Genomic DNA, 6,287 nt, shown 5'->3' on the forward strand with positions numbered 1-6,287 from the left:
AGGATGAGGTGGCGTGCGCCGTGGTGGGTGACGAGGTGGCGGGCGAGGAGGCTGCCGAGCGCGCCGGTGCCACCGGTGATCAACACCGTCCCCTCGGGGTCGGGCGGCGCGGGCAGCGTCAGCACCGCCTTGCCCGTGTGCCGGGCCTGGCTCAGGTACCGCAGCGCCTCCGGTGCGTGACTCACGTCCCACGCGGTCACCGGCAGCCGGCGCAGAGCACCCGACTCGAAGAGCCGCACCAGCTCGACCAGCATCTCCTGGACCCGCTCGGGTTCCACCCGCATCAGGTCGTACGCGGTGTACGTCACGCCCGCGTACCGCTCCTGGACCTCGGCGGCGTCCCGGATGTCGGTCTTGCCCATCTCCAGGAAGCGGCCGCCCGGCGCCAGCAGCCGCAGTGACGCGTCCACGAACTCCTGGGCCAGCGAGTTCAGGACCACGTCGAAGCCCCGGCCGCCGGTCGCCTCGCGATACTGCTCCTCGAAGTCGAGCGTGCGGGTCGAGGCGATCCGGGCCTCGTCGACGCCCAGCGACCGCAGCACGTCCCACTTCGGCCGGCTCGCGGTGCCGTACACCTCGAGGCCCCAGTGGTGCGCCAGCTGAAGCGCGGCCATGCCCACACCGCCGGTCGCGGCATGCACGAGCAGCGACTCTCCCCGGCGCACCTTGGCGAGGTCCTCCAGGCCGTAGTACGCCGTGAGGAAGACGACCGGGAGGACGGCCGCGTCGGTGAACGTCCAGCCCTGCGGCATCCGGGTCACCCACCGGTGGTCCGTCACCGCGACCGGTCCGATCGCACCCAGCGGGAACAGCCCCATCACCCGGTCGCCGACCGCCACCGAGGTCACCCCGGGTCCGGTCTCCAGGACGACACCGGCCGCCTCGCCACCGATCCGCGCCTCGTCGCCCGGGTACATGCCGAGACCCACAAGGACGTCACGGAAGTTCAGCCCCGCGGCCCGCACGGAGACCCGCACCTCCCCCCGGCCCAGCGGCGCACCCGCCTCGGGCGCGGGCAGCAGCGCCAGATTGCCCAGGGTGCCGGAACTGTGCACGTCCAGCCGCCAGTGCGGGGTGTCCTTCGGCGGCACCAGGACCTCGGGCGCCGCGTCGGCCCGCACCAGCCGGGGCGCGTAGACCCCGCCGTCCCGGACCGCGAGCTGGTGCTCGTCCCCGGCGAGCAGCGTCGACAGGGCCGTGGCGAGCCCTTCCGTACGCTCCTGGAACGCGCCGTCGACGTCCAACAGGGCGAACCGGTCCTGGTGTTCGGTCCGGGCGGAGCGCAGCAGGCCCCAGACGGCGGACGCGGCCAGATCCCGGATCTCGGGGCCGGGCCGGGCGGCCACCGCCCCTCGGGTGACAGCGACCAGCCGGGGCTCGACCGTGGCGCCGGCCGGCCACTCCAGCTCCAGCCAGCGCTGCGTCAGCTCCAGGGCCCGGACGGTCACCGCGTGCAGCCGGTCCGGCAGGTCGTCGGCCGCGGAGGCGTCGTGCTCGTCCACCGCGTCGTCGACGAAGGTGGCGAGCACGATTCCGGGAGCCTCGGCGCCGGCCGCGACGGCGGCGTGCAGCGCGGCGGGGTCGGTGTGGATCTCCGCGCCGAGCGCGGCCGCCAGCCCCAACGGGTCCGCGCCGAGGACCACGACACCGCCCGGGACCTCCGCCGGGGCGTCGGAGACCGGCAGCGGCTTCCAGTCGAGCAGATGGAGCGGGGTACGGGCCCCCGCGCCCTCGTCGGCGGCGGCCGTCAGGTCGGCGAGGGCGCCGGCCCGAGCGGTGAGCGCCTCCACCGTGGCGACCGGAGCGCCCGTCGGGTCGGTGATCCGCAGCCGCATGGTGTCCTCGCCCGCACGGGTCAGTCCGACCCGGACCCGGGTCGCCTCCACGGCGTGCAGTGCCACCCCCTGCCAGTTGAACGGCAGCAGGACGCTCTCGGCGTCCTCGCCCATGACCTCCCGCGCCCACGGGTGGAGTGTGGCGTCGAGGAGTGCGGGGTGGAGGGTGTGGCCGGTGGTGTCGATGCCTTCGGGGAGGGTGATCTCTGCGAAGAGGTCGTGGCCGTCGCGCCAGAGGGCGGTGAGGCCCTGGAATGCGGGGCCGTAGCTGTAGCCGTGGGCGTCGAGACGCTCGTACAGACCGGTCAGGTCGATCTTCTCGCCGGGCGGGGGCCAGGTGAGCGCCTCGGGGGCCGGGCCGGTGTCCGTCAGGGTGCCGGAGGCATGCCGGGTCCAGGACCCCGAGTCGTCCGTGCGCGAGTGGACGGTCAGCGACCGGCTGCCGTCGGCGGCCGCGGGACCGACCGTCACATGCAGGGTCACCGCGTCGTCGGGGCGCAGCACCAGCGGGGCTTCGAGGGTGAGTTCCTCGACGGTAGGGGTGTCGGTGTGGCTCGCGGCGTGCAGGGCGAGGTCGATGAAGGCCGTGCCCGGGAGCAGAGTGGAGCCGCCCATGGTGTGGTCGGCGAGCCACGGGTGCGTGCGCAGCGAGATCCGGCCGGTGAGGACCAGCTGGTCGGTGTCGGCGAGGGTCACAAGCGCGCCCAGGAGCGGATGCTCGGAGGAGACGAGGCCCGCGGCGGCGACATCCGTCGTCGTGGCGCCGGGGGAGAGCCAGAAGCGCTCCCGCTGGAACGGGTAGGTGGGGAGCCCCTCCGGCGGAACGGACGTACGGTCCGGGAGCCACGCGGCCGGGCTGTGGCCGCCCGTGTGCAGGCGGGCCAGCGCGGCGTTGAACGACGCCACCTCCGGGGCCTTCTTGCGGAGCGTGGGCGCCAGGGTCGCGGGCGCGGTGAGGGTGTCCTGCGCCAGGGCGGTGAGGGTGGCGTCGGGGCCGAGTTCGAGGTATCGGGTGGTGCCGTCGGTTTCGAGGTGTTGGATGCCGGGGTGGAAGCGGACGGCTCGGCGGATGTGTTCGGCCCAGTAGGCGGGGGTGACGAGGTCGTCGCCGGTGGCGGGGAGTCCGGTGACGTTGGAGATGACGGGGATCTTCGGGGTGTGGAAGGTCAGGCCGGTGATGGCCTGGCGGAAGTCGTCGAGGACGCCGTCCATGTGGGCCGAGTGGAAGGCGTGGCTGACGGTCAGACGCGTGCTCTTGCGGCCCTGCGCGGCGAAGTGCTGCGCCACGGCCTCGGCGGCATCCGGCGCGCCCGAGATCACCGTGGCCTCGGGCCCGTTGACGGCGGCGAGGTCCAGATCGTCGCCGACGGAGCCGAGCACCGCCCGCACCTCCTCCTCCGAGGCGCGCAGCGCGATCATGGCGCCGTCGGAGCGGGCGGACTGCATGAGCCGGCCCCGGGCGGCGACGAGCGAGACCGCGTCCGGCAGCGAGAGAACCCCCGCGACATGCGCGGCGGCGATCTCGCCGATCGAGTGGCCGATCAGCACGTCGGGGGTGAGGCCGTCGTGCTCCAGCGTCCGGTACAGCGCGGTCTGCAGCGTGAACAGCGCCGCCTGCGTGTACTCGGTCCGGTTCAGGAGCTCCGCGTCCTGCCCCCACATGACCTCGTGCAGCGGCCGGTCGAGGATCGCGTCGAAGCGGTCGCACACCTCGCAGAACGCGGCGGCGAACACCGGGTGGGTCTCGTAGAGTTCGCGGCCCATGCCGAGTCGCTGGCTGCCCTGGCCGGTGAAGAGGAAGGCCGTCTTGCCGGGGGTCACGGTGCCCGTGGTCACGCCGGGAACGTCGGCGCCTTCGGCGAGTGCCGCGAGGCCGGTGAGGAGCGTGGCGCGGTCGGTGGTGTCGACGACGGCCCGGTGGTCGAAGCGGGTACGGGCGGCGAGTGAGGCGGCCACGTCCTGGACGGGCGTCGCCGGGTGCTCGGCGGCGTACGTGTGGAGCTGCCGCGCCTGCTCGCGCAGCGCCTCGTCGCTCTTGGCCGACAACAGCCAGGGCAGTACCGCGGGTTCGGCCTCGTCCTCGAGCGAGGCGTCCGCCCGCGGAGACTGGTCGTCCGGCTCCTCGGCGGGCTGATCGTCCGGCCGAGTGGCGGGCTGTTCCACCGCCTGCTCGACGATGACGTGCGCGTTGGTGCCGCTGATCCCGAACGACGACACGGCGGCACGCAGCGGCAGTTCGCCTGCGGCGCTCCACGGCCGCTCCTCGGTCAGCAGCCGGACCGTACCGTCCGACCAGTCGACGTGGTCCGTGGGCCGGTCGACGTGGAGCGTGCGCGGCAGCGTTCCGTGCCGCATCGCCATCACCATCTTGATGACGCCGCCGACACCCGCCGCGGCCTGGGTGTGACCGATGTTGGACTTCAGCGAGCCCAGCCAGAGCGGGCGTTCGGCGTCGTGCTCACGGCCGTAGGTGTTGATCAGGGCCTGTGCCTCGATCGGGTCGCCCAGGGTCGTGCCCGTGCCGTGCGCCTCGACCGCGTCGATCTGATCGGCCGTCAGTCGCGCGTTGGCGAGCGCCTGCCGGATGACCCGCTCCTGCGCCGGCCCGTTCGGCGCCGTCAGCCGACCGCTCGCGCCGTCCTGGTTGGTGGCCGTGCCCCGCACGACCGCGAGGACCGGGTGCCCGTTGCGCACCGCGTCCGACAGCCGCTCCACGAGCAGCAGGCCCACGCCCTCGCTCCAGCCGGTCCCGTCGGCGCCGTCGGCGAACGCCTTGCAGCGTCCGTCGGCCGCGAGACCGCGCTGCCGGCTGAACTCCACGAAGGTGTTGGGCGTCGACATCACCGTCGCGCCGCCGGCCAGCGCCAGCGAGCACTCGCCCTGCCGCAGCGACTGCGCCGCCAGGTGCAGGGCGACCAGCGAGGAGGAGCAGGCGGTGTCCACGGAGACCGCGGGACCCTCCAGGCCGTAGACATAGGCCAGTCGGCCCGACGCCACGCTGCCGAGGCTGCCGCTGGCCAGATAGCCCTCGTACTCCTCCGGCGCGGGCTGCAGCCGCGAGGCGTAGTCGTTGTACATCACCCCCGCGAAGACGCCGGTGTCGCTGCCGCGCAGCGACGTCGGGTCGATGCCCGCCCGCTCGAACGCCTCCCAGGCCGTTTCGAGCAGCAGCCGCTGCTGAGGGTCGGTGGCCATGGCCTCGCGCGGGCTCAGCCCGAAGAAGGCCGCGTCGGCCTCCGCGGCGTCGTAGAGGAAGCCGCCGTGCGCGGTGGTGGACTTGCCGACGGCCTCCGGGTCGGGGTCGTACAGGTCCTCGTCCCAGCCCCGGTCCCCGGGGAACGGCCCGATGGCGTCGGTGCCTTCGCTGACCAGCCGCCACAGGTCCTCGGGGGAGGAGACCCCGCCCGGGTAGCGGCAGGCCATGCCGATGATCGCGATCGGTTCGTGCTGCGCCTGCTCGATCTCCGAGATCCGGCGCCTGGCCTGCCTCAGATCGGTGGTCGCCCGCTTGAGGTAGTCGCGGAGCCTGTCTTCGTTGTTCGCCACGGGAGCTCAACCTTCACTGCTGGTGATGACGGGTGTACGGGACCGGCGGAGGCCGCCGGGACGGGGGTCAGGACAGGCCGAGCTCCTTGTCGAGGGCGTCGAAGAGCTCGTCGTCCGTCGCGGAGTCGAGGCCGCCGTCGTCGACCTCCCCGAGGGACGCGGTGAGGCTGTGCCAGCTCTGCAGCACGTGCTGCAGCCGCTGGGTGATCTCCGCCGCCTCCGCCGCGCCCGCCGCCGCGGCGCCGGCCGAGTGCTGCCTGAGCAGCGCGTCGAGCCGTTCGATCGCCTCCAGCGGCCCCGCCGGGTCGGCGGGACCGGTCGCCGGGGCCAGCTCGGCGAGCAGGTGCCGGGCGAGCGCCGCCGGGGTCGGATGGTCGAAGACGACCGTCGTCGGCAGCCGCAGCGCGGTGACGGCGTTGAGCCGGTTGCGGAACTCGACGGCGGTCAGCGAGTCGAACCCGAGGTCCAGAAGCCCGCGTTCGGCATCGATCCGGTCCGGCGAGCCGTGGCCGAGCACCGCCGCGACATGCTCCCGCACCAGGCCGAGGAGAAGGCCCTCGCGGTTCTCCGCCGGGGTCGCCGCGAGCCGGTCCGCGAGCGGGACGGCCCCGGCGCCCGGCCGGCCCCCCGTGCCCGCCGCCGCGGTCCGCCGCACGGCCCCGCCGCGAACCAGACCGAGCAGCGGCTCGGGGCCCGTCCCCGAAGCCGCGAGGGTCCGCAGGGCGGAGAGGTCAAGCCGCGCCGGGTAGAGCAGCGCCTCGTCCGACCCGAGGGCGGTGTCGAGCATCCGCAGGGCCTCGGCCGGCGGCATCGGCAGGATGCCGTCCCGGGCCATCCGGGCCAGGTCGGCCTCCCCGAGCTTCTCCGTCAACGAGCTGCGCTCGTCCCAGAGTCCCCAGGCGAGGG

Annotated in this window: 1 protein-coding gene and 1 pseudogene; both read right to left on the minus strand. The window is 74.1% G+C overall.

Translation table 11 applies throughout. From position 1 onward, the window contains the following. A pseudogene (locus ACFQ7Q_RS37220) lies at positions 1 to 5,375 on the minus strand (beta-ketoacyl synthase N-terminal-like domain-containing protein); the annotation flags it as partial. Between the two features lie 73 nt (positions 5,376 to 5,448). Next, positions 5,449 to 6,287 (minus strand): phosphopantetheine-binding protein (locus ACFQ7Q_RS37225; RefSeq protein ID WP_383563415.1); only part of this gene is annotated, 839 nt, incomplete at its 5' end.

The organism is Streptomyces sp. NPDC056527, from assembly GCF_042794475.1.
In the GTDB taxonomy this organism is placed as follows: domain Bacteria; phylum Actinomycetota; class Actinomycetes; order Streptomycetales; family Streptomycetaceae; genus Streptomyces.